We start from the raw sequence: 22536 nt of genomic DNA, 5'->3' as shown, positions 1-22536 counted from the left end.
GGGCTGCAGCGTTGTAGCGCTCAGTCGTGGCGCCTCCCTTCGACAAGCTCAGGGAACAGTCGACAAGCTCAGGGAACAGTCGACAAGCTCAGGGAACACAAGCTGGAGGCGGGTGACGGGCCTTGCGGGTCAGCGCCGACTCGTAGGCTGGATGCGTGCCCCGACTTCACGCAGAGCCCGATCTCTCCAAGTGGGTGCCCATCACGGACTCCCTCGGATTCCGCGGCCGCCGCCACCGCAAGGCGGCGATCGCAATGCTCCTGTCGCAGGCCAAGGGACCCGACGCCGCACCGCCCGGCGCGGGCAGCGGCTTCAGCGCCTGGGCGATGAGTCAGGCCGTTCCGTTCCTGATGCGCAAGGCCGCGGGCCGGGTACTCGTGTGGGTCTGGAAGGCGGAGCCGGAGCTGCTCGTCGTGATGGCGCAGGTGCAGGAAGCGACACCGCAGCTGCGGACGGCGCGGGCATCGATGCCGATCGAGTACGACGACACCGAGGAGTTCCGCGCCAATTACCTCGGCGTCGGTGAGAAGCTCGCGATGCCACTGCCGCCGGGCGGCCGCCCGCCGTTCGCAACGTACACGTGGGATCTCGGTTCGCACTTCGTGAGCGTGACGGCCGTGTGCAACGATCGCGAGCGATTCGGCACCGTCATCGGAGCCGTTGACGAGCTCGCGCGCGGCATCCGCGTCATCGACGACCTCACCATCGGGGAATCGGCGACGGTGCTGCGCATCGACCCGGCCTGAGTCGACATCGTCTGATCAAGCGAGTAGCTTCTCGATCGGAACCGGAGAACGCTCGGCGAACGGGGAAATCACGATGTCAGAGGTACTGCTCTTCCACCACGCACTCGGCCCCACCGAGGGGCTGCACGCCTTCGCGAACGAATTGCGCCAGGCGGGCCACGCCGTGCACACGCCTGATCTGTTCGAAGGGCGCACATTCGCCTCGATCGAAGAGGGCGTCGGATACGCCAACGCGGTCGGATGGGGCGAGATCATGGCGCGCGGCGAGCGCGCGGCGGAGGCGCTGCCGAGCGGGCTCGTCTACGCGGGATTCTCGCTCGGGGTCGTGCCCGCGCAGAAGCTCGCCCAGACCCGCCCCGGTGCGAAGGGCGCGCTGTTCTTCTACTCGTGCCTTCCGCCCGCGGAGTTCGGCGCGTGGCCGGCCGGCGTCCCGGTGCAGATTCACGGCATGGACGCCGATCCGATCTTCATGGAGGAAGGCGACGTCGACGCCGCCCGTGAGCTCGTCGAATCCGCCGACGACGCCGAACTCTTCCTCTATCCCGGCGACCAGCACTACTTCGCGGACTCCAGCCTGCCGAGCTACGACGAGGGCGCGACCGAGCTCCTCCTGCGGCGCGTGCTCGAGTTCCTCGCGCGCATCTGACGGTGCGGTGCGGCGCCCTACGCCCAGCCGAGCTCGCGGAGCCGAGCATCGTCGAGCCCGAAGTAGTGACCGATCTCGTGCACGAGCGTGATGTGCACCCGCGAGCGCAGCGCCTCGAGGTCGGCGCTATGCTCCGTCAGGTTGTTCTTGTACAACGTGATGCGGTCGGGAAGCTCACCGAACCCGTAGACCCCGCGTGTGGTCAGCGGATGCCCGCTGTACAGGCCGAAGAGCCGCGGGCGCTCCCCCACCGGCTGGTTCTCGATCATGATCGCAACATTCTCGACCCCACGCACCATGTCGTCGGGGAGCGCGTCGAACTCGTCGGCGACCAGTCGCTCGAAGTCGTCATCGGAGATCTCCACCACGTGCCAATTGTGCGCTCGGAGTTGCACCCTTGCTTCGGGGCTCGCGGGCGTGCTCGGCCTCGGCGTGATCTCGCGAGGTCGGGCGCGTTGACGCACCGCGGCCGCGGGGCGTATACCTGAGCGATAACCAGCGCGCCACACAGCGGTTGCAGTCGATGATGTGACGACCCGCCAGGGGAACGCCCCAGCGGGTCGACTCGACCCGGTGGCTGGGAGCGGGAGACGTGGCGCAACGAGGAGGTTCGCGTGAGCAGCATCCCTGAGTCTTCTGATTCCCCTGAGCGCTCTGAGCGCTCTGAGCGCCCTGAGCGCTCTGAGCCCACCGGCTCCCCCGTCGGCGAGATCGACGAGCAGCAGTCGCGCGCGGTTGCCGAGGCAGCGCGCGAGCAGGACTGGCGCAAGCCGAGCTTCGCACGGGGCCTCTACCTCGGGCAGTTCGACCTGTCGCTGATACATCCGCACCCCCGACCCGCCCCTGGCCGCCGCGAGCGCGGCGAGAGGTTCCTCGCTGAGCTCGAGTCGCTCCTGCGCGCGGTCGACGTGGCGCGCATCGAGCGGGAGTCGCGCATCCCCGACGAGACCTTCCAGGCGCTCGCCGACATCGGTGCATTCGGGATGAAGATCCCGGTCGAGTACGGCGGCCTCGGGCTCGGGCAGTTCTACTACAACCGCGCGCTCGTGATGATCGGGTCGGTGAACGCCAGCCTCGGCGCGGCGTTGTCGGCGCACCAGTCCGTCGGTCTGCCCGAGCCGCTCGTGCTCGCGGGCACGGAAGAGCAGAAGCGGCAGTTCCTGCAGCGCTGCGCGAAGGGCGCGATCAGCGCCTTCCTGCTGACGGAGCCGGAGGTCGGCTCGGACCCTGCACGGCTGCGGGCCACAGCAGTACCGACCGAGGATGACGCGGCGTACGTGCTGGACGGCACCAAGCTGTGGACCACCAACGGGGTCGTCGCCGAGCTGCTCGTCGTGATGGCGCGCGTGCCCGAGTCCGACGGACACCGCGGCGGCATCAGCGCGTTCATCGTCGAAGCCGACTCTCCCGGCATCACCGTGCACCGCCGCAACGCGTTCATGGGGCTGCGCGGCATCGAGAACGGGCTGACCTCGTTGCAGAGTGTGCGCGTGCCGCGCGAGAACCTGATCGGCCGCGAGGGCCAGGGCCTCAAGATCGCGCTGACCACCCTCAACGCCGGCCGGTTGGCGATCCCCGCTATTTGCGCCGGCGCCGGCAAGTGGAGCCTCAAGATCGCACGCGAGTGGTCGCAGGAGCGGGTGCAATGGGGGCGACCGGTCGGCGAGCACGCCGCAGTCGCACACAAGATCGCCTTCATCGCCGCGACGACGTTCGCACTCGAGGCGGTGGTCGACCTGTCGGGGGTGCTCGCCGACGAGGACCGCAAGGACATCCGCATCGAGGCGGCGCTCGCCAAGATGTGGGCTTCGGAGATGGGATGGCGCATCGCCGACGAGCTCGTACAGATACGCGGCGGCCGCGGGTTCGAGACCGCGGCGTCCCTCGCCGCCCGCGGCGAACGCGCCGTCGGCGCCGAACAGGTGCTGCGCGACATGCGGATCAACCGGATCTTCGAGGGCTCGACCGAGATCATGCACCTGCTCATCGCGCGGGAGGCCGTCGACGCGCATCTCACGGCCGCCGGAGACCTGATCGATCCGCATCTGGACGTCTCCCGCAAGCTGAAGGCCGCCGCCTCCGCCAGCGGGTTCTACGCCCGCTGGCTTCCGCAGCTGGTCGCCGGCAAGGGCGACCTGCCGACGTCGTACGACGAGTTCGGGGCGCTCGCGTCGCACTTGCGCTACGTCGAGCGCACCAGCCGCAAGTTGGCGCGCGCGACCTTCTACGGGATGGCGCGCTGGCAAGGCGCCCTGGAACGCAAGCAGGGGTTCCTCGCCCGCGTCGTCGACATCGGCGCCGAACTGTTCGCCGTGTCGGCTTCGTGCGTGCGCGCGGCGATGATCGCCGCCGACTCGCCAGAGCGGGGCAAGGCCGCATACCAGCTCGCCGACACGTTCGCCGAGCAGTCCCGCCATCGCACCGAACTACTGCTGGATGCCCTGTGGCACAACACCGATTCCGCCGACGAACGCCTTGCCGCCCGAGTGCTCGACGGCCGCTACACCTGGCTCGAGGAAGGCATCATCGATCCCAGTGAGGGCACCGGTCCGTGGATCACCGAGGAGCTGCCCGCCGACGCGACGGAGAACGTCGCACGCCGCGTCATCCGGCCGACGAAGGAGTCGTAGTCCCGTCGAGGGAGCTGCGAAACTCCGCATCGGCAGTCTCGTCGCGAGTCACCGAGCCAGCTCGGCCTCCGCCCCCAGCCACCCCAGCTTGTCGGGGTTCGCCATCGAGAAGATGCGCGTGATCCGCCCACCCTCGACGGTCAGGCTCACGACCCCCGCCACCTGTCCGTCCAAGTCGACCCGGATGCCCGGCTGCCCGTTCAGCCACGTCGGAGAGGCGACGAACACACCGGGGTACTTCGCGAGCCCGGAGACCAGGTACCTCGCGATGCGGTCGGCGCCGATGATCGGTCGAAGTGCGGCGCCCTTCACCTTGCCGCCGCCGTCGGCGACAGACACCACGTCGGGTGCGAGCACGTCCATCAGCCCCTGCAAATCGCCCGTATTCAGGGCGGCGACGAATCGCTCGACCGCCTCCTCGTGCTCCGAACGCACGACGTCCATGCGCGGCCGACGCGCGGCGACGTGGTCCTTCGCCCGGTGCGCGATCTGCCGCACGGCCGCCGGCGACTTGTCGACGGCGACCGCGATCTCGTCGTACGGCACGTCGAACACCTCGCGCAGCACGAACACCGCGCGCTCAGTCGGCCCGAGCGTCTCGAGCACGGTGAGCATCGCGATCGAGACGCTCTCGGCCAACTCGACATCGTCGGCGACATCCGGACTCGTGAGCAGCGGCTCGGGCAGCCACTGCCCCACGTACGACTCGCGGCGGCGCGCCACCGTGCGCAGGTGGTTCAGCGCCTGCCGCGTCACGATGCGCACGAGGTAGGCGCGCGGGTCGCGCACCTCGTCGCGTGCGACATCCGCCCAGCGCAGCCATGACTCCTGCAGCACGTCTTCGGCGTCGGCCGCCGAGCCGAGCATCTCGTACGCGACCGTGAAGAGCAGGTTGCGGTGGGTGACGAACGGATCGTCGGTCATGCCGCCGAGCCTACGTCAGCCGGCCGGGACGCGAGCGGGGGCAAACCGCACGAGTCGGAGAACCCTTCCGAGCGAATGCCGAGCGTGATGTTCATGCGCGCACTCATGTTCATGAACGCTACCCGGGCGGTGAGCTCGATGAGCGCTGCCGGCCCGAGCGCGTCGAGCAGCGCGGCCGACTGCTCGTCGGTCACCGCGGGCGGGGTCTGGCTCATCGCCTCGGCGTACTCCATCACGCTGCGCTCCAGTGGCGAGAAGACGGATGCCTCGCGCCAGCGCGGCACCTCGCGCACCTTCGCCTCGTCGAGCTTGTCGTTGTGCGCCATGAAGTAGTTGAGGTCGAGACAGGCGCTGCAGCCCACGTACGCTGCTGCGGCCATGACGGCGTACGAGTCGAGGCTGGGGTCGAGCTCCTTCCAGCGCAAGACCTTCTGGCCGATGCCCATCGCGTCTTTCATCACGCGCTGGTGGTGCCACAGCACGCCGAGCGAGTCGGGCACCTGACCGATCATCTTGCGGGCGCCGAACTTCACGAGCGCGCCGTACAGACCGGTGACTTCGGTCGGGGGGATGCGGGTGTCGGTGGTCATCGTGTCCTCCAGAGGTGTCATCGACGGGCGGTACGTTCTCCCCGTCGACATGGAGACACCGGCCGGCCGACGGATGTGACATCCACCCGCACCGCGTCGCGTTCTCCGAGATCGATCCGTTCCAGCATCTGAGCACCGGCAACTACGCCAGGTACGTCACGGACCACCGCATGCAGGGAGGCCCAACGCCTCCGAATTCGCACAGAGCCCTAACGCTTCGGCTGCGGCAAGCGTAGATTGCGTTATATCGCGTTTACGACATGGCTCTGACGCAGTGACGAAGCTGGACGAAGGCGGACACATGGACCCGAATCACGAACGACGGCTCACAGCGGGCAACGCCCTCGAGCGCACCGACGGGAGGTGGGAGTCGTGGAGGTCCTGCTCTGGATATTCCTCTCGTTCCTGATCTTCGTCGTCGTCGCGATCACCGCAGTCGTCTTCATCCTGCGAGCGGTGTACCGACGGCTTCGCCGCAATCGCGCTCTGGCCGACACGGCGCTGCGAACACGCGCCGGTTTCAGTCGGGGTCCGCAGCGAAAGATCCTCTCCCTGCGGGTGCGGCTCGCAGAAACGCTCGAAAGCGGGCAGGCCGCGGTCGACCTCGCAGGTCGCAGCGAAGGGCCGCGGGGCGAGCTTCCGCGACTCTTCCGCCGCATCCAGGAGGAGTGCGTCGCTCTGGATCTGCAACTGCGGCTGCTGGAGAGCGAGAAGGATTCCGCCGTGCTGGCCGAGGAACTGCCCGCGGCCGCCGATCGCGTCGATCAGGTAGCAGGACTGGTGCGGCGGTTGCGTTCCGCGGTCGCGTCGGGACTCACGGGCTCGACCGACGACACCCTCACCACTCTCCACGCCGACATGGAACGGGAGGTCGCCGCACTGCATGCCGGCGTGCAGGAACTGCACCGACTCAACCAACGGGACGAACGCTTCGAGCCGACTCGACAGCCGGTCACCGACCGCGTCCGCCGTCCGAGATAAGTCAGTCGTCCGAGACAAGTCCGTCGTCCGACATTAAGGGGACCCAACCATGAGCAACACCTCGCGGATCAAGACCATCTTCCGGAGCAAGACCACCAAGGCCCTCGACAAGGTGGAAGACCCTCGCGAGACCCTCGATGACAGCTATGAGCAGCAGGTGAAGCTGTTGCAGGAGGTGCGAAAGGCCGTCGCCGAGGTTGCCACGGCGAAGAAGCGCATCGACCTGCAGGGGCAGGAGATGGGAACCCGGTACCAACGCCTGGGCGACCAGGCCCGTGAGGCGATGGTGCAAGGCCGCGAGGACCTCGCCCGCGCGGCGCTCGAGCGCCGCGCACTGCTCGAGAGCCAGGTCGCGAAGCTGCAGGAGCAGTACACCGTGCTCCAGAAGCAGACGTCGCAACTGCAGGAACGGGAACGTCACCTCGACGAGCAGGTCGCCGCGTTCCGCATCGAGAAGGAGACCATCAAGGCCACCTACACCGCCTCGGAAGCGCAGGTGAAGGCGAATGAGACAGTGGCGGGCATCGGATCGAACATGAACGATATCGGCGTCAGTCTCGACCGCGCCCGCGACCGGGTCGCCCAGATGCAGGCGCGTGCCGCCGCCACCGACGAACTCCTCGCCAGCGGGGCGCTCAAAGACCTCACCGCCGCACCGGATGCCGACATCGAGCGACAACTGGCAGTGCTCTCGGCGAAGGCCGACGTGGATCGTCAACTGCAATCCATGAAGCAGGCCGGCACAACCAGCACCAGCCCCGGATCCGCGAGTCGCCGCGACGGGCCCGACGCGTGGCTGAGCATCGGACAGGCGCCGAACACGCCCTGAGTCGCTTGCCGCGCGGGTGCGACTGCTCGAGCTCCCCGAGCGACCCCGCCATAGATTCGCCACGTGACGCACCTCCGCACCGCGCTACCTGCCGAGGGCGGCGGCTTCGGGTGGGCGACCTGCGCGTCGGGCAGAGGCCGAGGAGCCGGTTGGCCGAGCCGCAGAACGCCCCATCGAGCGCGGAATCTAACTAGAATTCGAAATCATGGCGAACCCGGTCGACGACGTCGCGGCACCGACAAGCAAGTCGGCCCGCAAGTCGGAGCGCACGCGCGAGCGCATCCTCGATGCCGCCGCGCACGTGTTGAGCCGCAAGGGGTACGCGGGCACGCGCCTCGTCGACGTCGCGACGCACGCGAAGCTGCAGGCACCGGCCATCTACTACCACTTCGCGTCGCGCGACGAGCTGATCGAAGAGGTGATGTGGGTCGGTGCCGCGCGGGTGCACTCGCACGTCGTCGCCGAGCTCGAGGCGCTGCCCGCCGCGCTCACGCCGCTCGACCGCATCCTCACGGCCGTCGAGGCGCACCTGCGGTACGAGTTGCTCATCTCCGACTACACGACCGCGTCGATCCGCAACGCCAACCAGGTGCCTGAAGGGTTGCGCGCGAAGGCCGCCGCCGAAGAGGCCGCCTACGCGAAGCTGTGGCGCGACCTCTTCGTCGCCGCGATGGATGCCGGTCAGCTGCGCGCCGACCTCGACGTCACGGTGTCGCGGATGCTCCTGCTCGGGGCGATGAACTGGGCCGCCGAGTGGTGGAACCCCCGGCATCGCACCCTCGAAGACCTGGTCGCCGCGACACAGGACATGGTGCGGTACGGCATGGCACCCGCGCGCGGATAACGCGTCAGCGCGGCATCCGCTACACCGCGACCGGCTCGCCGAACAGCGCGAGCTTGCCGCGCAGCACCTGCTCCGCCTCGACGACGGTGCGCCGCACCACTTCGCCGGCGGTCGGGATGTCGCGGATGATGCCCTGCACGAGCCCGACCGACCAGATGCCGGCGTCGAGGTCGCCGTTCTCGAAGACCGTGCGCCCGCGCGCCCCGGCGACCAACTCGCGCACGTCGGGGAACTGCCCGCCCTTCGCGAGGATCTCGACCACTTCGTCGCTCACCGCGTTCTTCGCGACGCGCGCGGTGTTGCGAAGGCTGCGGAAGATGAGGTTCGTGTCGAGTTCGGATGCCTCGACGATCCGCTCCTTCACGGCCGATGCGATCGGCGACTCGACTGTGCACATGAACCGCGAACCCATGTTGACCCCGTCAGCGCCGAGGGCGAGCGCAGCGGCGAGGCCGCGCCCATCGGCGAATCCGCCCGACGCGATGAACGGGATCGACAGCACATCGGCGGCTGCCGGGATGAGCACGAGGCCCGGCACGTCGTCTTCGCCCGGATGCCCCGCGCACTCGAACCCGTCGATGGAGACCGCCGTGACGCCCACGCGCTCGGCCTTCAGCGCGTGCCGCACGCTCGTGCACTTGTGGATCACCTTGACGCCATGCGGGGCGAACGCCTCGACGTGCGGTTCCGGGTTCGAACCCGCGGTCTCGACGATCGTGACTCCGGCGTCGATGATCGCCCGGCGGTACTCGTCGTACGGCGGCGGGTTGATCGACGGCAGGATCGTGAGGTTCACCCCGATCGGCTTGTCGGTGAGGGCGCGCGCCCGCTCGACCTCTTTCACGAGATCGGCGGGGGTGGGCTGCGTGAGCGCCGTGATGATGCCGAGGCCGCCTGCCTCGGAGACCGCGGCCGCGAGCTCCGCGCGCCCGACCCACATCATCCCGCCCTGCACGACCGGGTGCTCGATGCCGAGCGCCTCGGTGAATCGCGTGGTCAGCATGCTTCGTTCCTTCCTCGCCCTGCGGCTTACTCGTAGGTCTCGCCGGTCGCGGCACGTGCCACGAGCGAGTCGGGCGGCAGGAATCGGTCGCCGTAGGCCGCAGCGAGCTCGCGGGCACGGTCGACGAAGCCCGGGAGGCCACCCTCGTACTGGTTGACGTACTGCAGCACACCGCCCGTCCACGCGGGAAACCCGATGCCGTAGATCGAGCCGATGTTCGCGTCGGCGACACTCGTGAGCACGCCGTCGTCGAGGCAGCGGATGGTGTCGATCGCCTCCGCGAAGAGCATCCGCTCCTGCAGGTCGCGGAACGGCAGCACCGTGCGGCCCGAGCCGTACTTCGTCCGCAAGCCCGGCCAGATGCCGGCGCGCTTGCCCTGCTCGTCGTAGTCGTAGAACCCGCGCCCGGCCTTACGACCGGTGCGGCCCTCGACATCGACCATCCAGTCGACGACCGCGTGCGAGGGGTGCCCCGCCCAGGCGCCGCCCTCGGCCTCGACGGCCGCGAGGGTCTCGTGGCGGATCTTCTGCGTGAGTGACAGCGTCAGCTCGTCGAGGAGTTGCAGGGCACCGGCCGGGTACCCGGCCTGAAGCGCCGCCTGCTCGACCGACGCGGGCTCGACGCCCTCGCCGACGGCGGCGACCGCCTCGGCGATGAACTCGCCGATGACGCGCGAGGTGAAGAACCCGCGGGCGTCGTTCACGACGATCGGCGTCTTGCGGATCTGTTGCACGAAGTCGAACGCCTTCGCGAGCACCTCGTCGCTCGTGCGCTTGCCGCGCACGATCTCGACGAGCGGCATCTTGTCGACGGGCGAGAAGAAGTGGATGCCGATGAAGTCCTCAGTGCGCTCGACCCCTTCGGCGAGCAGCGTGATCGGCAGCGTCGAGGTGTTCGATCCGAGCACCGCATCTGGTTCGACGATGTGCTGGATCTCACCGATCACGGCCTGCTTCAGCTCCACCGACTCGAAGACCGCCTCGATCACGAAGTCCACGCCCGCGAATTCCGCTGGGTCGCCGGTGGGGGTGATGCGGCCGAGCAGGGCGGCGCTGCGCTCGGGCGTCGTCTTGCCGCGGGCGAGCGCGCGATCTTCGAGCCCACGGGCATAGTCCTTGCCGCGCTCGGCCGCCTCGACCGAGACGTCCTTCAGCACGACGTCGATGCCGGCCTTCGCCGAGACGTACGCGATGGCCGCGCCCATCATGCCGGCGCCGATCACGCCCACCTTCTTCGCCGTGAACCGCGGGTAGCCGTCGGGGCGGCTGCCGCCCGTGTTGATGTGCTGCAGGTCGAAGAAGAGCGCCTTGATCATGTTCTTCGCGACCTGGGTGTGGGTGAGCGAGACGAGGTAGCGCGTCTCGATCTTCGAGGCAGTGTCGAAGTCGACGTAGGCGCCCTCGACCGCGGCCGCCATGGCCGCTCGCGGCGCGGGCATGGGCGCGCCCTTCAGCTGCTTGCGCAGCATCGCCGGCATCGCGGGCAGCATCGAAGCGACTCCGGGCGAATTCGGCGCGCCGCCGGGCAGCTTGAATCCCTTCTGGTCCCACGGCTTCACCGCGGTCGGGTTCGCGGCGATCCACGCCTTCGCCGCAGGCACGAGTTCGTCGGCAGACACCACGAGCTCGTCGACGATGCCCACGGCGAGCGCGTCGGTCGGCGAGAACTTCGTGCCGGGCAGGATCACCTCGGCGAGCGCGCGCTGCAGGCCGAGCATGCGCACGAGGCGGGTGATGCCGCCGCCGCCCGGCAGCAGGCCGAGTGTGACCTCTGGCACGCCGAACTGGGCGCCTTTCGCGTCGACCGCGATGCGTCGGTGGCACGCGAGCGCGACCTCGAGGCCGCCGCCGAGCGCGGTGCCGTTCATGGCCGCGACGACGGGCTTGCCGAGCAGTTCGAGGCGCCGCATGTCGCGCTTCACCGCGTCGATGTGCGCCGTTTCTTCTGCGGCGTGAGCCGGGTCGGCCGCGCGAAGCAGGTTGAGGTCGCCGCCCGCGAACCAGCTGCGCTTGGCCGAGACCAGGATCACGCCGGCGATGTCGTCGCGCTCGGCCTCGAGCCGGTCGACGGTCGCCTCGAGCGATTCGCTGAAGTGGGCGTTCATGGTGTTCACGCCGCTCTCGGGGTCATCGAGTGTGACGATGACGACCCCCTCGTCATCGCGCTGCCACGCGTAGCCTTTCGCCATGCGCACGTCTTCGATGGTGCTGCTCATCCGTGTCTCCTCCGCGTCATCCGCATACTCGAACCCACTGCTCGAACCCGCTACTCCACCCGCTGTTCGAACCCGCTTGCTCACACCCGCTCGATGACGGTCGCGATGCCCATGCCGGCGCCCACGCACAGCGTCGCGAGCCCGCGGCGCAGATCCCGCCGCTCCAGCTCGTCGAGCAGGGTGCCGAGGATCATCGCGCCGGTCGCCCCGAGCGGATGCCCCATGGCGATCGCCCCGCCGTTGACGTTGACCTTCTCGTGCGGAATGTCGAGATCGTCCATCCACCGCATGACCACGGCCGCGAACGCCTCGTTCAGCTCGAACAGGTCGATGTCCTCGACCGTGAGCCCGGCCTTGGCGAGCGCCTTGCGCGTCGCCGGGGTCGGCCCGGTCAACATGATCGTCGGCTCGGAGCCGGTGACGGCCGTCGCGACGATGCGCGCCCGGGGCGTCAGGCCGAACCGTTCGCCGATCTCGCGACTGCCGACCACCATGAGGGCAGCGCCGTCGACGATGCCCGAGGAGTTGCCGGCCGTGTGCACGTGCGAGATGCGCTCGACCGCGTGGTACTTCTGCATCGCGACCGCGTCGAACCCGGCGTTCTCACCGAGCGACGCGAACGCGGCCGGAAGCTCGCCGAGAGTCGCGGTCGTCGACCCCGGGCGTCGGTGCTCGTCGGTCTCGAGCAGCGCCACGCCGTTCTGATCCCGAACGGGCACGATCGACCGATCGAACCAGCCGTTGCTCCACGCGTGCTCGGCCCGCCGCTGCGACTCGGCCGCGTACGCATCGACGTCTTCACGGCTGAAGCCCCCGAGCGTCGCGATGAGGTCGGCCCCGATGCCCTGCGGCACGAAGTGGAGGTCGTAGTTCGTCGTCGGGTCCTGCGCATACGCGCCGCCGTCGGAGCCGATCGGCACGCGCGACATCGATTCGACGCCGCCGGCCAGCACGAGGTCTTCGAACCCCGAGGCGACCTTCTGGGCTGCGACGTTCACCGCCTCGAGGCCCGACGCGCAGAACCGGTTGAGTTGCACCCCCGCGACGGTCTCGGGCAGCCCGGCGACGAGGGCCGCCGTTCGCGCGATGTCGCCGCCCTGCTCACCGACCGGTGAGACGACGCCGAGCACGATGTCGTCGATCGCGGCGGGGTCGATGCCCGGATTGCGCTCACGCACGGCATCGATCAGACCGACGACCAGGTCGACCGGCTTGGTGCCGTGCAGCGAGCCGCCGCGATTGCGCCCGCGCGGTGTGCGCACGGCGTCGTAGATGTAGGCCTCGCCCATGCTTGCTCCTCAGAGTCCGAGGCTCCGACCGACGATCTCTTTCATGATCTCGGTCGTGCCGCCGTAGATGGTCGTGATGCGCGCGTCTTCGTAGTCGCGCGCGATTCGGTATTCACGCATGTACCCGTACCCGCCGTGCAGTTGCAGGCAGCGGTTCACGATCTGCACGTATTGCTCGGTGGTCCAGAACTTGGCCGCCGCGGCATCCTCGGCTGACAACTCGCCGTTCGCGTGGCGCGTGATGCACTGGTCGATGTACGCCCGGCTCACCTGCACGCCCGTGAACATCTCGGCGAGCTCGAACCGGGTGTTCTGGAAGGAGCCGATCGGCTTGCCGAACGCGTGGCGCTCCTGCACGTACGCGATCGTGCGGTCGAGCACGCCCTCGCTCGATGCGACGGCGGCCGCGGCGATCGACAGCCGCTCCTGCGGCAGGTTGCGCATCAGGCCGAGGAAGCCCTGCCCTTCGGCGCCGAGCAGGTTCTCGGCGGGAATGCGCATGTCGGTGAAGACGAGCTCGGACGTGTCTTGCGCGTGCAGGCCGATCTTCTCCAGGTTGCGGCCGCGTGAGAACCCGGGCAGCTCGGTCGGAATGACGATGAGGCTCAGGCCCTTGTGCGAGTCGGCCGATGTTCGCACGGCCGTCACCACGAGATCGGCGTTCTGCCCGTTGGAGATGAAGATCTTGGTGCCGTTGACGACGTAGTGGTCGCCGTCGCGAACCGCGGTCGTGCGGATGCTCGCGAGGTCGCTGCCCGTGCCCGGCTCGGTCATCGCGACAGCGGTGATGAGCTCGCCGGCCGCGATGCCCGGCAGCCAGCGCTGCTTCTGCTCGTCGGTCGTGAGCTCGACGAAGTACGGGATGACAATGTCGTTCGACAGCGCGATGCCGGCCATGCCGCTCGAGACCGGGTTGCGGGCGAGTTCCTCGCCCATCACCGCGTTGAAGCGGAAGTCGTCGGCGCCGCCCCCGCCGTATTCCTCGGGGATGGTGTACCCGAGGATGCCGGCCTCAGCGGCCCGGGCGAACAGTTCCCGGTCGACCTTGCCCTCGGCCTCCCACCGGTCGGCGTGCGGGCGAGCGTGGCGCTCGACGAAGTCGCGAACCAACTCGCGAAACTGCTCGTGCTCCTCGTCGTAGACGGTGCGAACGCGGTCCACCGCTGCGAGCGACGTCTGGGACATGTGCCTCGATCTCCCTCGATCCATCGGGGCGAGTGCCCCGGCATGCGTCGAGTGTACGTCGATCGCTCTCGGTTTTCTATATTGGATTAGAAAATATTCGCGCTGCTCTTGAGGATGCCCGAGACGTCCACCAGAATCGGATCGTCGGATTTTCGAATCCGAATGAGAAGACGGATGCCGCGCCGCGGCGCCGCACCGACGCGAGGATGCGCATGGACCAGACGGCAGAAACCACCACCCCCACCCCTCCCTCGACGTCCGCGCTTCCCTCGACCTCCGCGCTCGTGCGACGGGTGCGCGACTTCGTGCGCGAGCAAGTCGTTCCGGTCGAGGAGGCGCAGCTCGGCGTGCTCCACCGGGCGAATGACGGCCCCGCCATCGACGAGGACGAGCGGGCGCTCCGCCGAGACCTCCAGGCCGCCGCGCGCGATGCCGGCCTGCTCGCGCCGCACCTGCCGCCCGAGTGGGGTGGCCACGGCCTCACCCACCTCGCGCGCGCCGACGTGTTCGAGGCCGCCGGATACTCGCTCTTCGGGCCGATCGCGCTCAACATCGCCGCGCCCGACGAAGGCAACATGCACCTCCTGCTCGAAGCGGCATCCGGCCCGCAGCGCGAACGCTGGCTACGGCCGCTCGCGGCCGGCGACATCCATTCGGCGTTCGCGATGACCGAACCGCCGCCGGGTGCCGGAAGCGACCCGCGCGCGCTCGCGACACGCGCAGAGCGGGTCGCCGGCGGCTGGCGCATCTCGGGCGAGAAGTGGTTCATCACCGGCGCTCGCGAGGCGGGCCTCGTCATCTGCCTCGCCCGCACCTCGGGCGAACCGGGCGAGCCTGGGGGTGCGACCATGTTCCTCGTCGACGGGGCGAGCGGGGGCATGACGATCGTGCGCGACGTGCACACGCTCGACGCCGGGCTCTACGGCGGGCACAGCCTCGTGCGCTTCGACGGATGCTTCGTGCCCGACGATGCCGTGCTCGGTGAAGTCGACCGCGGCTTCGAAGCAGCCCAGGTGCGTCTCGCACCAGCGCGGCTGACCCACTGCATGCGCTGGCTGGGGCTCGCGTGCCGCGCCCACGACCTCGCGCTCACGCACGTGGTGGGGCGCCGGGCGTTCGGAGCGGCGATCGCCGACCTCGGGCTCGCGCAACAGCACCTCGCCGACAACGAGATCGATCTCGCCGCGGCGCGCGCCATCGTCAGGGAGACTGCCCGGGTGCTCGACGCTGCTGAGGCCGGCGCACCCGCCTCCGATGGGGCCGATGGCGGGGCCGACCCCGGCGCGGCATCGTCGATCGCGAAGACCTTCGTCGCCGAGGCGGTCGGCCGGGTCATCGACCGCAGCGTGCAGCTCGCCGGCGGTCAGGGCGTCTCCGACGAGCTGCTGCTCTCGCGCTACTGGCGCGAGGTGCGCCCGTTCCGCATCTACGACGGATCGAGCGAAACGCACCGCTGGTCGATCGCGAAGCGCGCCGTGCGCCTGCACCGGAAGGGATACCTCCATGACTTCCCAGCCTGACCGAGAGTCCGGCCGCGACGCCCGGCCTGACCGCGACCCGCAGTCGCGCCGCGCGGCGCTCGTCACCGGTGGTTCGCGCGGCATCGGCCGGGCCATCGCGGCGCGGCTCGCGGCAGACGGCTTCGACCTGACGATCGCGGCGCGCTCGCGCGACGCACTCGACGCGGCATCCGACGAACTCACGGCGAGCGGCGCACGGGTCGTCGCCGTCGAGGCGGATGTCGCCGACAGCGAGGCGATCGAGCGACTCGTCGCGCGTCACGAAGAGACATGGGGCCGCCTCGATGCGCTGGTGCTGAATGCCGGTATGGGCTTCGCGAGCCCCATCGCCGAGACCCCGCTCCGCCGCGTCGACAAGCACTACACGCTGAACCTGCGCGGTACGTTCGCAACCGTCGCCGCGGCCCTGCCACTCCTGCGGAAGACGGCCGCCGAGGAGCCGAACGGTGCCCGCGTGATCGCCCTCGCCTCACTGGCCGGGCTGATGGCCGAACCCGGACTCGCCGCGTACAGCGCGACGAAGGCCGCCGTGGTCTCGCTGTGCGAGTCGATCTGCATCGAAGAGCGGGCCACCGGAGTCAGCGCGACGGCCCTCTGCCCCGGCTACGTCGACACCGACATGGCGGTGTGGAAGCACGACGAGATCCGGGCCGACGAGATGATCCGGGCCGACGACATCGCCGAGCTCGCGGTCTCGCTCACGCGCCTGTCGCGCCACGCTGCGGTTCCCGTCATCGGCGTGCACCGCGCCGGCGGCGGCCTGCGCGGCGCATGACACTCAGCCGGGTCGAGTGACGCTCGGCCGCGGGGCGTTCGCCCGGCCGGGTTCGCCTCGGCGGTCGGCGACGCCTCGACGGCTCAGTCGGCGCCGGCCCCGAGGTCGCGCACCTCTCGGTCGGCGATGCGCTCGAGCAGGAAGTGGTATGCCCGGCCGTCGTCGAGCGTGCCGCGACCGGTCATGACGCCAAGCACCACCCCCGGCGCGATACGCACGAAGCAGTCGACGATCGGCTGGCCGTCGTAGGCCATCGCGGCCGTCACGACGCCGTCGTGCTCGACCCGCAGCAGGCTCGCTCCGCCGCGTGCCAGGCCCGGGTCGACGACGAGGTCACCGGACTCGGTCTCGCACACGATCGGCGCGACCTCGTCGTCGGAGCGGAAGAGCTTGCCGAACCACCGGCTGCGGGTGAGCATCCGGTGCACCCGGTGTCGTTCGCTCAGCCCGGTTCCGCGCCAGAGGCCCCGAAGCTCGGCCGAGGCGACGGGCGGCAGCGAGCGCCAGAGCTCGGGCAGGTCGTCTTCCGCGACGCCGCCGGCTCGCAGCCGCACGAGCAGGTCGCCCGGCGCACGCGTCGGCGCCGCGCGAGTCACCTCGTCGGCGGTCGCATCGCCGACGGTCGCATCGCCGACGGTCGCATCGCCCTCCTCGCGCATCCGCAGCACTGGCTTGATCGCGCGCCCGCTGCGGGCCGCGGCGACCGCCTCCTGCACCTCGGCGAACGCGTAGTCGGTGATGAGGCGCTCGACGGGCAGGCGGCCCGCCCGCCACATCGCGATGAGCACGCGAATGTCGCGCGCGACGTCGGCGTCGCCCTCGATCACGCCCGTGAGGGTGCGACCCCAGAGCAGTCGTGACTGCGAGATCTCGACGCGATTCGCACCGGGCTTCAGCGCCACGGTCGCCACGACCCCGCGCGGTGCGATCGCGGCGAGCGCGATATCGATCGCCGCCTGCGAGCCGACGGTGTCGAGTGCTCGCGTGAAGGGTGCGCGCTTGGCGAGTGCGGCGAGGTCTTCCGGGGCGTGGGCCTCGGTCGCTCCGAGCTCGAGAGCGAGCTCGCGGCGCGCCGGAATCGGGTCGCTCACCACGATGCGCGCGACCCCACGGTGGCTCGCCGCCATCACGGCGGCGAGCCCCGTCGTGCCTGCGCCGATCACGAGCAGCGCGTCGCCTGGTGCGGGTCGCAGCACGTTGAGCACCGCGCCGGCGCCGGTGAGCACCCCGCATCCGAGCGTCGCGGCGACCGTCCATGGGACATCCGCACCGATCGCCACCGCGCTCGCCTCGTCGACGACGACGTGCGTCGCCCAGGAGGACTGACCCATCCACCCGGTCGTCACCGATTCGCCCGCCACGCCGGCCGCGTCGGAACGTGCGGCGTAGTTGAGCTCCGCGAACCGCTCGCAGTACGCCGGATGCCCGTCGCGGCATGCATCGCACTCCCGGCACGACGCGAAACCCAGCACGACCCGGTCGCCGGGCCGGAAGGTGGCCACCGCGGTGCCGACGGCCTCGACGATGCCGGCGCCCTCGTGTCCGAAGACCGCGGGGAACCGATCGCCGGCGCCGCCATCGATGCCGAACATGTCGGTCGGGCACACGCCCGACGCCATCACCCGCACCACGATCTCCCGGTCGCCGGGCGGGCGGATCTCGATGTCGGAGAGCGACACGGAACCGCCGCGCTCCCTGACGAGCGCAGCCACTGCCGCAGTCATCGCCGACCTAGGCAGGGGTCGGTTCGAGGTCGGCTACGCGCAGCGCGACCTTGTTCACCTTGCCGCCCGCGTTGCGCGGCAGCACCTCGAGGGTCACGACGTGCTTGGGCTGCTTGAACCGGGCGAGCCCGTCGGCGAGGAACCCGGCGAGGCTCTCGACGGTGACCGTCGCGCCGGGAACGACGACGATCGCAGCGACCGGCACCTCACCCCAGCGCTCGTCGGCGCGGCCGTAGACGGCGGCCTCGACGACGTCGGGGTGCGCCGCGAGCGCGTTCTCGACTTCGGCGCAGTACACGTTCTCGCCGCCCGAGATGATCATGTCTTTCTTGCGGTCGACCACCCACACGAAGCCCTCGTCGTCTTGGCGCACGAGATCGCCGGAGTGGAACCAGCCGCCCGCGAACGCCTCGGCGGTCTCGTCGGGCTTGCGCCAGTACCCCTGCATGAGCGTCGGGCCACGGTAGACGATCTCGCCGATCTGGCCCGGCTCGACGTCGTTCATCTCGTCGTCGACGACGCGGGACTGGATGGTGGGGATGGGCCGGCCGACGGAACCGAGCTTGCGCAGGGAGTCAGGGCCACGCAGCACGCAGGTGATCGGCGACATCTCGGTCTGGCCGAAGACGGCGACGTTCATCGCGTTCGGGAAGCAGTCCTCCATCTGGCGCAGGAGCGTGTCGGACGCGGGCGCTGCGCCCCAGCTGATGATCCGCAGTGCGAGGTCGCGCTCGCGGATGCCGGGGAGCGCGCAGATCGCCTGCCACTGCTGCGGCACGTTGAAGACGATCGTCGCCCGCTCGGCCTCCCAGGCGTCGACGATCGCGGCCGCGTCGAAGGCGCCGAGCGGGTGGATGACCGTCGGTATGCCCACGATGAAGTTCGGCGCGATCGAGCCGAGGCCCGCAATGTGGAACAGCGGGGCGGTCATGAACGAGATGTCGGACTCGTCGACGACGGCGTTCGCGCGGATGCACGTGACGGCCTGCGCGAACAGGTTGACGTGGTCGAGCATCGCGCCCTTGGGCCGGCCCGTGGTGCCGGAGGTGTACATGATGAGCGCCGTCGTGTCTTCACTCACGTCGGGCGCCTCGAAGCCGCCCAGATCTTCGGCGATGAGCTCGGGAACCGACTCCTGCCCTTCGCCGGCCTGGCCGAGTACGAACACCTGCCGAATGCGCGAGGTGAGTGCGCCGACGACGCCGACGAGCGGAGCGAGCGGCACGTCGACGATGATGACCGAGGCGTCGGCGTCATCGACGATGTACGCGATCTCGGGCGGGCTCAGACGCACGTTGATGGGCACCGCGATGGCTCCGAGCGTGTTGATCGCGAAGATCGCCTCGACGACCTCGGTGGAGTTCAAGGTCAGCAGGAGCACCCGGTCGCCCGCGCCGACGCCGCGTCGCCGGAGTGCTGCGGCGAGATGCGTGACGCGGTCGTGGGTCTCGGCCCATGTCGTGCTCCGGCCGAGGTAGCGGAAGGCCACCGAATCCGGCCGGTTCGCTGCGTGCGTCGCGATCTGGTTCATCCAGTGGTTGCGGCGGGCTGCGGGCGGGATGGGGAGGGTTTGGGTGTTCATTCGGGGTCCCTTCGTACGGCGCTGTACCCTCGCCTGTCCGACCCGGGCGAGCGAGGTGAAGCCCAGTATGCCGCCATCACGGCCGGATGTCACGCATTTTGTTAATCCTGATTCACATCGTTCGACCCGCCCTGCGCTAGCCTGAGGTGATGACCGCGTTCGCAGCGACCACCGCTCACGGGCGCACCAGACCGAAGGATCGGCGCCAGCAGATCGCGATGGCCGCCGCCGCCGCGTTCTCCGAACGCGGCTACCACCAAGTGAGCATGGGTGAGGTCGCGGCCGCCGTCGGCATCTCGGCGCCTGCGCTCTACCGTCACTTCCCGAACAAGTACGCCCTGTTCCTCGACGCGGCTGAGCGTCTCGCGCACGGGCTCCTCGACGCGACCGAGGTGTTCGACGAGACATCCGACTCCGCCGGGGCGTCCCTGATCACCGGGGCATCCGTCACCGGGGCATCCGTCACCGGGGCTTCCGTGGTCGGCGCGGTCGCTGCGCGCGCCGAGTTCGACGCCGTCGTCGCGGCGATCGTCGAAGCGACGATCGACAACCGGCGCACGGGCGGCCTGTACCGCTGGGAGGGCCGCTACCTCGAGCCCGGCGACCGGGCTCGACTGGGCGCGGACTTCGCGCAGCTCACGGCACGCGTGGGTCGTCCGCTCGAACGGATGCGCCGGGCCGACGGCCTTCCCGTGTCGCCTGACGACACGCAGGTGCTCGCCGCGGCCGTGCTCAGCGTGATCGCGAGCATCACCGCCCACCACACGAACCTGCCGCGCCGGGCGCTCGCCGACCTCCTGCTCGACACGGCGCACGATGTCGCGGCGACCCGACTCCCGCCTTCGGCGCCCCCGGCCGAGGCCGACACGGGCGGCCTCGCAAGCGCCTCCAAGCGAGAGCTCATCATCCGCGAGGCGCTCGTGCTCTTCCACCGGCGCGGCTACCACGACACCGGCATCGAAGACCTCAGCGCGGCCGTCGGACTCACGACGTCGGGCTTCTACCGGCACTTCGCGAGCAAGTCCGACCTGCTCCTCGAGGCTTGCCTGCGCGCGAGCGATCGGCTGGTCGCGACCACCGCCGATGCGCTCAGGGGCGCCGACTCGCCCGCACTCGGCCTCGACCGGTTGATCGGCGCGTACGTGGCCCACAGCTTCACCCATCACGACCTGATGAGCGTCTACTTCTCCGACGCCGGCGCGTTGCCGGTCGCCGAGCAGGAGCGGTTGCGCACGCTGCAGCGCAACCACCTCGACGAGTGGACGGCGCTGCTGCGCGCTGTGCGGCCTGATCTCTCGCCCGCAGAGGCGCGGTTCCGGGTGCACGCGGGCCTGAACGTGGTCGTCGACATCGGCCGGCTCCTGCACTTCGACCCGTCGGAGGCGACCCGGCTCCGGGTAACGGCGCTCGTGCGCTCGGCGCTCGGCGTCGCGGCATCCGACTGAGGCCGGCTCGGCGCCGCCTCAGCGCTTGCCGCGGCGGCCGTGCATGAGGTGCAGCATCCGTTCGGTGAGGTGCATGTCACGCGCCGACCGGTCCATGGTCAACAGGTCGAGCATGGGCTTGCGCTTCTGCACAGCCACCGACTTCGCGACGCTGAACTCGCGCAGGCCGTCGGCGCCGTGTATGCGGCCGAAACCGGACTCGCCGCGACCGCCGAACGGCAGGCCCGGGATGCCGGCGAAGCCGAGCACCGAGTTCACGGTGACCGCGCCCGCGCGGAGCCGATTCGCGACGGCTCGGCCCTTCGCGAGGTCTTTCGTGAAGACGGATGCCGCGAGCCCGTAATCGGTCGCGTTCGCACGGGCGATCGCCTCGTCGAGGTCGGCGACCGGGTTCACGACGAGCACGGGGCCGAATGTCTCTTCGCGAATGACGGCGCAGTCTTCGGGCACGTCGCGCAGCACGACGGGCTGCACATACGCGCCCTGCACCGACTCGGGGCCGCCGATCACGGCGGTCGCGCCGCGCGCGATCGCCTCGTCGATGTGCCTGGCGATGATGCCCGACTGGCGATCGAGCGTCATCGGCCCGTAGCTGTCGGTGGCTTCCGGCCCCGGGTGCAGGCGCCGGGTCGCGGCGGTGAGCTTGTCGAGGAACGCTTCGGCGACGGAGGCCTCGACGTACACCCGCTCGACGCCGGCGCAGGTCTGCCCGGCGTTGCCCATGCCGCCGAACACCGCGAACCCGACGGCCGCGTCGAGGTCGGCGTCTGCTGCGACGATCATCGCGTCTTTGCCGCCGGCTTCGACGACGAGCGGCGTCAAGCGCTCGGCGCAGGCCGCCATCACGCGACGGGCGGTGCCGGGTGAGCCGGTGAACGCGACCTTGTCGACGCCGGCCGCGACGAGCGCGGCGCCGGTCGTCGCGCCGTCGCCGATGAGCACGGTGAAGACCGAGTGGCCGGGCACGGCCCGGTTCCACGCCGCCTCGATCCACTTGGCCGTCGCCGGCGCGAGTTCGCTCGGCTTGAAGACGATGGCGTTGCCTGCCGCGAGTGCGTACGAGATCGAGCCCATCGGCGTGTAGAACGGGTAGTTCCACGGCCCGATGACGCCGACCACGCCGAACGGCTCGTAGCCGACGCTCGCCGACTGGTTGATGTTCGCGATGCCCGCGGCGACCTTGCGCCGTGAGAGCACCTTGCCGGCGTGCTTGGACGCCCAGTCGAGGTGCGTGAGCGAGAGCACGACCTCGAGGAGCGCGTCGCCCTCGGGCTTGCCGGTCTCGCGCGAGATGACGGCGGCGAGATCGCGCGCGCCCTCGGCGATCTCCGTCTTCCAGGCCTGCAGGTGCTTGCGTCGGCCTGCGAAGCCCTGCTCGCGCCACCACTGCGCGACATTGCGCGCGGTGCCGACCGCTGCGTCGACCTGCGCCGGGCCGTCGACCGGCCAGCTCCCGATCTGCGACCCGTCGCGCGGGTCGGTCGAGACAAGCTGCGAATCCGTGTGGTCATCCGCGATGAGCGTCATGGCCGTCCCTTCGTCGTTGAATGAACCGGAGTCTAAGTGAATCCGGATTCACTTTACGGTCTGTCGAGCCGCAAGACAAG

At 69.8% G+C, this 22536-nt stretch carries 19 protein-coding genes; 9 read left to right on the top strand and 10 right to left on the bottom strand.

The window, feature by feature from the left end; translation table 11 throughout:
* Positions 1-155 precede the first annotated feature (155 nt).
* Positions 156-746 carry a hypothetical protein gene (locus tag AC1C2T_RS07955; protein ID WP_495384883.1) on the top strand — a complete coding sequence of 197 codons (591 nt, stop codon included), beginning with the start codon at positions 156-158 and terminating at the stop codon, positions 744-746.
* Between the two features lie 73 nt (positions 747-819).
* Positions 820-1392, top strand: a complete 573-nt coding sequence (locus AC1C2T_RS07950) for a dienelactone hydrolase family protein (protein ID WP_495384882.1) — start codon at positions 820-822, stop codon at positions 1390-1392.
* A 17-nt stretch (positions 1393-1409) separates the two neighbouring features.
* On the opposite strand, the gene AC1C2T_RS07945 is transcribed toward AC1C2T_RS07950, so the two are convergent.
* Positions 1410-1760: a metallopeptidase family protein gene (locus tag AC1C2T_RS07945; protein WP_495384881.1), complete on the bottom strand. Its 351-nt coding sequence runs from the start codon at positions 1758-1760 to the stop codon at positions 1410-1412.
* 255 nt (positions 1761-2015) lie between these two features.
* On the opposite strand from AC1C2T_RS07945, the gene AC1C2T_RS07940 reads away from it, so the two are divergent.
* A complete protein-coding gene (locus tag AC1C2T_RS07940; protein WP_495385406.1) occupies positions 2016-4022 on the top strand; it encodes an acyl-CoA dehydrogenase family protein in 2007 nt (668 codons plus the stop codon).
* A 48-nt stretch (positions 4023-4070) separates the two neighbouring features.
* On the opposite strand, the gene AC1C2T_RS07935 is transcribed toward AC1C2T_RS07940, so the two are convergent.
* Both AC1C2T_RS07935 and AC1C2T_RS07930 read right to left on the bottom strand, forming a co-directional pair.
* Positions 4071-4946 carry an RNA polymerase sigma-70 factor gene (locus AC1C2T_RS07935; protein ID WP_495384880.1) on the bottom strand — a complete coding sequence of 292 codons (876 nt, stop codon included), beginning with the start codon at positions 4944-4946 and terminating at the stop codon, positions 4071-4073.
* Complete coding sequence (locus AC1C2T_RS07930; protein ID WP_495384879.1) at positions 4943-5536, bottom strand: carboxymuconolactone decarboxylase family protein; 594 nt, start codon at positions 5534-5536, stop codon at positions 4943-4945. Before AC1C2T_RS07930 ends, AC1C2T_RS07935 begins: the two co-directional genes overlap by 4 nt.
* A gap of 372 nt (positions 5537-5908) precedes the next feature.
* On the opposite strand from AC1C2T_RS07930, the gene AC1C2T_RS07925 reads away from it, so the two are divergent.
* The 3 genes from AC1C2T_RS07925 (at position 5909) to AC1C2T_RS07915 (ending at position 8190) form a co-directional block, all read left to right on the top strand.
* Entirely contained in the window at positions 5909-6517 is a 609-nt protein-coding gene (locus AC1C2T_RS07925; RefSeq protein ID WP_495384878.1) for a hypothetical protein, read from the top strand.
* 49 nt (positions 6518-6566) lie between these two features.
* Positions 6567-7346 (top strand): PspA/IM30 family protein, encoded by a 780-nt coding sequence (locus tag AC1C2T_RS07920; protein ID WP_495362020.1) that lies wholly within the window; start codon positions 6567-6569, stop codon positions 7344-7346.
* Between the two features lie 205 nt (positions 7347-7551).
* Complete coding sequence (locus tag AC1C2T_RS07915) at positions 7552-8190, top strand: TetR/AcrR family transcriptional regulator (protein ID WP_495384877.1); 639 nt, start codon at positions 7552-7554, stop codon at positions 8188-8190.
* Positions 8191-8209: 19 nt separating this feature from the next.
* Here the strand turns inward: AC1C2T_RS07915 and AC1C2T_RS07910 are convergent, their stop codons facing one another.
* From AC1C2T_RS07910 to AC1C2T_RS07895, 4 genes are all read right to left on the bottom strand, one after another.
* A complete protein-coding gene (locus tag AC1C2T_RS07910; RefSeq protein WP_495384876.1) occupies positions 8210-9193 on the bottom strand; it encodes an NAD(P)H-dependent flavin oxidoreductase in 984 nt (327 codons plus the stop codon).
* Between the two features lie 26 nt (positions 9194-9219).
* The gene (locus tag AC1C2T_RS07905; protein ID WP_495384875.1) at positions 9220-11409 is read right to left on the bottom strand and encodes a 3-hydroxyacyl-CoA dehydrogenase NAD-binding domain-containing protein; all 2190 of its coding nucleotides are present in this window, start codon (positions 11407-11409) and stop codon (positions 9220-9222) included.
* 80 nt (positions 11410-11489) lie between these two features.
* A complete protein-coding gene (locus AC1C2T_RS07900) occupies positions 11490-12698 on the bottom strand; it encodes an acetyl-CoA C-acetyltransferase (RefSeq protein WP_495384874.1) in 1209 nt (402 codons plus the stop codon).
* A 9-nt stretch (positions 12699-12707) separates the two neighbouring features.
* Positions 12708-13883: an acyl-CoA dehydrogenase family protein gene (locus AC1C2T_RS07895; RefSeq protein ID WP_495384873.1), complete on the bottom strand. Its 1176-nt coding sequence runs from the start codon at positions 13881-13883 to the stop codon at positions 12708-12710.
* A 212-nt stretch (positions 13884-14095) separates the two neighbouring features.
* On the opposite strand from AC1C2T_RS07895, the gene AC1C2T_RS07890 reads away from it, so the two are divergent.
* Positions 14096-15403 carry an acyl-CoA dehydrogenase family protein gene (locus AC1C2T_RS07890; protein WP_495384872.1) on the top strand — a complete coding sequence of 436 codons (1308 nt, stop codon included), beginning with the start codon at positions 14096-14098 and terminating at the stop codon, positions 15401-15403.
* Complete coding sequence (locus AC1C2T_RS07885) at positions 15387-16178, top strand: SDR family oxidoreductase (RefSeq protein WP_495384871.1); 792 nt, start codon at positions 15387-15389, stop codon at positions 16176-16178. Before AC1C2T_RS07890 ends, AC1C2T_RS07885 begins: the two co-directional genes overlap by 17 nt.
* Before the next feature lie 83 nt (positions 16179-16261).
* Here AC1C2T_RS07885 and AC1C2T_RS07880 read toward each other — a convergent pair whose 3' ends face one another.
* Both AC1C2T_RS07880 and AC1C2T_RS07875 read right to left on the bottom strand, forming a co-directional pair.
* The gene (locus AC1C2T_RS07880; RefSeq protein ID WP_495384870.1) at positions 16262-17902 is read right to left on the bottom strand and encodes an alcohol dehydrogenase catalytic domain-containing protein; all 1641 of its coding nucleotides are present in this window, start codon (positions 17900-17902) and stop codon (positions 16262-16264) included.
* Positions 17903-17909: 7 nt separating this feature from the next.
* On the bottom strand, positions 17910-19484 hold the full coding sequence (locus AC1C2T_RS07875; protein ID WP_495384869.1) for a long-chain-fatty-acid--CoA ligase: 1575 nt from the start codon (positions 19482-19484) through the stop codon (positions 17910-17912).
* Between the two features lie 149 nt (positions 19485-19633).
* On the opposite strand from AC1C2T_RS07875, the gene AC1C2T_RS07870 reads away from it, so the two are divergent.
* Positions 19634-20929, top strand: a complete 1296-nt coding sequence (locus AC1C2T_RS07870; RefSeq protein WP_495384868.1) for a TetR/AcrR family transcriptional regulator — start codon at positions 19634-19636, stop codon at positions 20927-20929.
* A gap of 18 nt (positions 20930-20947) precedes the next feature.
* Here the strand turns inward: AC1C2T_RS07870 and AC1C2T_RS07865 are convergent, their stop codons facing one another.
* Complete coding sequence (locus tag AC1C2T_RS07865; RefSeq protein ID WP_495384867.1) at positions 20948-22456, bottom strand: aldehyde dehydrogenase family protein; 1509 nt, start codon at positions 22454-22456, stop codon at positions 20948-20950.
* Positions 22457-22536 lie beyond the last annotated feature (80 nt).

This window comes from Agromyces sp. Y558 (assembly GCF_059445415.1).
Note: the sequence above shows the minus strand (reverse complement) of the source record. Positions and strands in the feature narration are given on the sequence as shown.

Coding starts and splice junctions, on each gene's coding strand:
- AC1C2T_RS07890 (WP_495384872.1), top strand. CDS start 14,096: ATGGACCAGACGGCAGAAACCACCACCCCCACCCCTCCCTCGACGTCC.
- AC1C2T_RS07870 (WP_495384868.1), top strand. CDS start 19,634: ATGACCGCGTTCGCAGCGACCACCGCTCACGGGCGCACCAGACCGAAG.
- AC1C2T_RS07920 (WP_495362020.1), top strand. CDS start 6,567: ATGAGCAACACCTCGCGGATCAAGACCATCTTCCGGAGCAAGACCACC.
- AC1C2T_RS07880 (WP_495384870.1), bottom strand. CDS start 17,902: ATGACTGCGGCAGTGGCTGCGCTCGTCAGGGAGCGCGGCGGTTCCGTG.
- AC1C2T_RS07950 (WP_495384882.1), top strand. CDS start 820: ATGTCAGAGGTACTGCTCTTCCACCACGCACTCGGCCCCACCGAGGGG.
- AC1C2T_RS07875 (WP_495384869.1), bottom strand. CDS start 19,484: ATGAACACCCAAACCCTCCCCATCCCGCCCGCAGCCCGCCGCAACCAC.
- AC1C2T_RS07905 (WP_495384875.1), bottom strand. CDS start 11,409: ATGAGCAGCACCATCGAAGACGTGCGCATGGCGAAAGGCTACGCGTGG.
- AC1C2T_RS07900 (WP_495384874.1), bottom strand. CDS start 12,698: ATGGGCGAGGCCTACATCTACGACGCCGTGCGCACACCGCGCGGGCGC.
- AC1C2T_RS07865 (WP_495384867.1), bottom strand. CDS start 22,456: ATGACGCTCATCGCGGATGACCACACGGATTCGCAGCTTGTCTCGACC.
- AC1C2T_RS07935 (WP_495384880.1), bottom strand. CDS start 4,946: ATGACCGACGATCCGTTCGTCACCCACCGCAACCTGCTCTTCACGGTC.
- AC1C2T_RS07930 (WP_495384879.1), bottom strand. CDS start 5,536: ATGACCACCGACACCCGCATCCCCCCGACCGAAGTCACCGGTCTGTAC.
- AC1C2T_RS07895 (WP_495384873.1), bottom strand. CDS start 13,883: ATGTCCCAGACGTCGCTCGCAGCGGTGGACCGCGTTCGCACCGTCTAC.
- AC1C2T_RS07910 (WP_495384876.1), bottom strand. CDS start 9,193: ATGCTGACCACGCGATTCACCGAGGCGCTCGGCATCGAGCACCCGGTC.
- AC1C2T_RS07915 (WP_495384877.1), top strand. CDS start 7,552: ATGGCGAACCCGGTCGACGACGTCGCGGCACCGACAAGCAAGTCGGCC.
- AC1C2T_RS07885 (WP_495384871.1), top strand. CDS start 15,387: ATGACTTCCCAGCCTGACCGAGAGTCCGGCCGCGACGCCCGGCCTGAC.